The sequence below is a fragment of the Sinorhizobium fredii USDA 257 genome (assembly GCF_000265205.3).
Classification (GTDB): Bacteria; Pseudomonadota; Alphaproteobacteria; order Rhizobiales; family Rhizobiaceae; genus Sinorhizobium; species Sinorhizobium fredii_B.
In genome coordinates this window covers 1-3,566 of record NT_187162.1, presented here as the reverse complement: position 1 = coordinate 3,566, position 3,566 = coordinate 1, and the positions used below count along the sequence as shown (strand labels likewise).

Annotated in this window: 5 protein-coding genes; 2 read left to right on the top strand and 3 right to left on the bottom strand. The window is 58.4% G+C overall.

Annotated features, from left to right (window positions below; translation table 11 throughout):
- Window positions 1–693, top strand: a 693-nt coding sequence (locus USDA257_RS32925; RefSeq protein ID WP_048657533.1) for a Ulp1 family isopeptidase, incomplete at its 5' end; no start/stop codon positions are given.
- Window positions 694–834: 141 nt separating this feature from the next.
- Here the strand turns inward: USDA257_RS32925 and USDA257_RS33290 are convergent.
- The 3 genes from USDA257_RS33290 to USDA257_RS38230 all read right to left on the bottom strand — a co-directional run bounded on the left by USDA257_RS33290 (window position 835) and on the right by USDA257_RS38230 (window position 2,202).
- Window positions 835–1,281, bottom strand: a complete 447-nt coding sequence (locus USDA257_RS33290; protein ID WP_015633423.1) for a hypothetical protein — start codon at window positions 1,279–1,281, stop codon at window positions 835–837.
- On the bottom strand, window positions 1,278–1,538 hold the full coding sequence (locus USDA257_RS32915) for a hypothetical protein (RefSeq protein ID WP_015633422.1): 261 nt from the start codon (window positions 1,536–1,538) through the stop codon (window positions 1,278–1,280). The genes USDA257_RS33290 and USDA257_RS32915 overlap by 4 nt, the downstream gene beginning before the upstream one ends.
- A 451-nt stretch (window positions 1,539–1,989) precedes the next feature.
- The gene (locus USDA257_RS38230; protein ID WP_223843498.1) at window positions 1,990–2,202 is read right to left on the bottom strand and encodes a hypothetical protein; all 213 of its coding nucleotides are present in this window, start codon (window positions 2,200–2,202) and stop codon (window positions 1,990–1,992) included.
- A 226-nt stretch (window positions 2,203–2,428) separates the two neighbouring features.
- Here USDA257_RS38230 and USDA257_RS32910 point away from each other — a divergent pair, with 226 nt between their 5' ends.
- Window positions 2,429–3,235 carry a glycoside hydrolase family 12 protein gene (locus tag USDA257_RS32910; RefSeq protein WP_015633421.1) on the top strand — a complete coding sequence of 269 codons (807 nt, stop codon included), beginning with the start codon at window positions 2,429–2,431 and terminating at the stop codon, window positions 3,233–3,235.
- Window positions 3,236–3,566 lie beyond the last annotated feature (331 nt).

Sequence of the window (3,566 nt, the reverse complement as noted above, 5' to 3'; positions counted from 1 at the left end):
CCATTGGTTGATCTGACCGCGCCCGCACCGTCCCCATTGCGCGACGATATCGTGCGGCGGTTTCCGATCACCTCGTCCGATGCTCAGATCGGGGCGTTGAATCCGATAGCCTTGTCCCACAACCGCGGGCTGGTGCTCGAGGATACGGAATGGCTGGGCGACGAGCATATCCTCAGGGATTACCAGCTTCAGGAGCTGGATTTGCAGAGGAGCGATTCGGATCTCGCCGCCCGGACGCGGTTCGTAGATCCCCTCGAAGCGCTGCGGCTGCGCCTGGGCGCGGAGAGCGACGTGCTACGCGTCTTCCATCGCATCGTCCATGATCGGCGTGATAACGATACAGCCGACTTCCTGTTCCTGCCAGTGAACGATGCCAGTGCTACGGACCGCGGCAGGCATTGGTCGCTGCTGTTCGTTGATCGCAGCAACCGGCAACGGCCTGTCGCCCATCACTACGATTCCTACGGGAGATACAACGAGACGCATGCAAGACAACTCGCAGAAAGGCTGAACCTCGCCCTGGAGCCAGCCGGCATGGCCCAGCAGCAGAACACTTATGATTGCGGCGTCTTTGTCGTGGACGGCACGCGGGAGCTGGTTAGGCAATTGGCGCAAGGACGGGAGCCAGACCTGCTGAACCTCAGCAACGTCGTTGCCAATCGGCAGGCACTGCAAGCGCGACTCAGGGGTTGATGTCGCCGTGGGCGACCCTCGCGGCGCTTCTCTTTGAGCTTGAATGACGGCTGGAAGAAGTTCACCAGCAGGCGCGCCGCGGCGTAGAGACGTGCCATCACGCGGGCCGTCTCGACCCCGAGAGTGGAAGGAACCGTGGGGTTAGGCGGCGAGAGAAAACCGGCCATCCTGCAGGCGTCCATCGAGCACTGCTACTCTCGTCTGGAGCACGCGCTGCGCGCCCTGTGGTGACCATCGCATTTGTCGACGTTTGTTCATGCGCCTGTTGACCAAGGCATTTGCGGATGATTGCGCACGCGAACTCGACACGGGTAGCCCCTGCAGCGACCGTTTGGCGTAGTTCGGCATGGAAGATTGGTTGATTTCGAGATACCTGTCGAATTCGATGATCATCTGTGCCAAGCGATTGATCTTCGCGACGACGCGTCGGGAATGCTGTTTGCGATCCACGCGGCGCAGTTCGCCAGCCGCCGCACATAGTAGCCAGCGTGCTGTCGTGACTTTTCCGCACCACAACTTCGCTCGCATTTGATCGAGATCGCGGGCAGCAAACTGGAACTCGAACTGACCGGCTTCGTCCGCCTTCACCAGCGATCGGCAAGAAGGTGCTGAACGCGCATCGATCCGTGAAACCAGTCCAGAATGTGCACCGCGTCGGAGTTGGCCGCATGCCGGACCGCATCGGCCAGCGACGGATCACCATCGCTGAACACAACAATCTCGCGTCCTGGCAACCAGCCTTGCGTCCTCAAGCAGGCGCGGATTGTCTGGTGTCGCGCAGTCTTGACGTTTGGCATCGTTGCGAAATGCGAGGGGCTGCGACCGGACGCCTCGAGGCGCCCCATGACGACCTCGAAATGACGCGTCTGGAACCCGGAACTGCTCGGACATATGTGCCGTCCATGAACACCGAGACCAGGCCTTTCGTGGCTCGGCTCATTCGGTATGGCGCCTTGTTGTCACGAACCTCGATCTGTTCAGCCACTCGTCCAAGACATGATCGGACCGCGGTATGGTTGCTCATCCCGCTTGTGGGCCCCGTCGGCTCGAAGCTGTGATTTTGGCCAAGTTGAAGAACGATTGGTGAACGTCAGGGTTTGGCCTGAGCTTTGAGCAGCATGGCAACGTTGTCAGCGGTGAACTTGACCCCTGTGATCGGGAATACGCTCAACGGATATAGGGTATTTCGGCCGCCGCGGATCAATGCCGGTGATCCGGAAGCGTTCGCCGCCAGCGATAAACTCGCGTTCGAAGTCCCTCCAGGCCGTACCGTTCGGCCAACACGGCGAACATCTCCTATCCAGATTGGTGGGCTTGCCATCTGGCGTGGGAATGCTGATGCGGAATGCTGGTTTCGAATGAGAAGCCAGGTTTCAGGCCACGCCACCCGGTACTTTCGATGACCAGTCCGTGATCTGAAGCGATCTGCCTGCAAGCCTCAAGCATGCGGGCCTGAATCTGCTCGCAGGCGGCGGATGTCAAACGGGTGATGCGGTTGGCCTTGCTCATTCGGAAGCACCGTTGCGTACCTGATAGACCGTGCCGGCGTTGTCATCCGAAAGACGGCAAACCCGGGCGCGGGTCCACCTTTCTCCTCGAGCTCGTCAGCTTCTCGAAAGCCAACCTTCCTAGCATTCCAATCTAGTCTCTATGCCGATACCGCCTATACTGAACTTGGGTACCCGCTGGGCGGATCTGCAGGAGACTTTGTCATCATAGTAGAAAGGAGAGCTTTATGGATTCCAATCGGATAAACGGTGGCGCCGCGAAAGGATCCCCAACGGGGTACGTCCGGACACAGGAGGATCATGATCTATTTAGGCAGGCCGCGAATGAAGCCGGGTCATTATCATCTGCCGCGCTTGTATCGGCACGGGCTCCGATTTGGAGTTCGCACGCTCCATACGGAAGCTTTTCACGCGATGGCTACTCTTGGAACAACGACGTATGGGGCCCGCGCCCTGGGCCTCAGACGATTTCGGTGAGTGGAGTCAACCGGTGGAGCGTGTGGTCGGACCAGCCTAATACTCCTGGCATCAAGAGCTACCCGCACGTGGCTTTCAATATCGGGAAACCGCTCAGTTCAATCAACACTCTGAGCTCGAGCTTCAATCAGGAAGTTCCCACTGGCGGCGCCTGGGATGTCGCCTACGATATCTGGGACAGCTCAAACAAGCATGAGATAATGCTCTGGACAAACTACACCGGAAACTCGGACGGGAGCGGCAACGTTAAGCCCATTTCATATCATTATGCCCCTTCCGGTGCGGCCATTCCGGTCTACAGCAATGTCAATGTAGGCGGAGCGACTTGGAACGTGTTTGAAGGTGAAGGGCCCGATGGTCACAAGGTCATCTCACTGCTGCGCACTTCGAAGACCAACAGCGGGACAGTGGACATCAAGAGTATCCTGCAGTGGATCAAGTCGAAGGGGTACTTTGGCGACATAGAAGTCGGTAGCGTCCAATACGGCGTCGAGATTACCTCGTCCCCGGGGGGAAAGAACTTCAATTTCAACAACTGGTCTGTGACCTCGAAGTGAAGATCGGCGCGGGGGGCGCGCAGGCGCGGCGAGCGGCGGCACGGGCAATAGGGGAAGTTCGAAGAATGGCCGATGCAAAGGAGCCATTTTCGGCAATGTTGCACCGGCGTATCTATCGAGTGCCGGATGCGTCCTTTCGCAGCAATAGAGCTGGCTAACCCTGTTGCGACCAACTCCCGTGACGTAGCGGATTTAAGGACTGCGCGGCGGTCTTCTTGCCCCTCAAGATAGCGTGGTGTGGTTTTGCAGTTAATCGTAAGACTCGTACTTCAATAGTGAAGATGCTCGAAGATGCCACGACGGACACTTTCCCGGGAAGAACTCTTCGCGG

Excerpts from the sequence above, each read along its gene's own strand:
- USDA257_RS38230 (WP_223843498.1), bottom strand. The coding sequence starts at position 2,202 with ATGAGCAAGGCCAACCGCATCACCCGTTTGACATCCGCCGCCTGCGAG.
- USDA257_RS32915 (WP_015633422.1), bottom strand. The coding sequence starts at position 1,538 with ATGGGGCGCCTCGAGGCGTCCGGTCGCAGCCCCTCGCATTTCGCAACG.
- USDA257_RS32910 (WP_015633421.1), top strand. The coding sequence starts at position 2,429 with ATGGATTCCAATCGGATAAACGGTGGCGCCGCGAAAGGATCCCCAACG.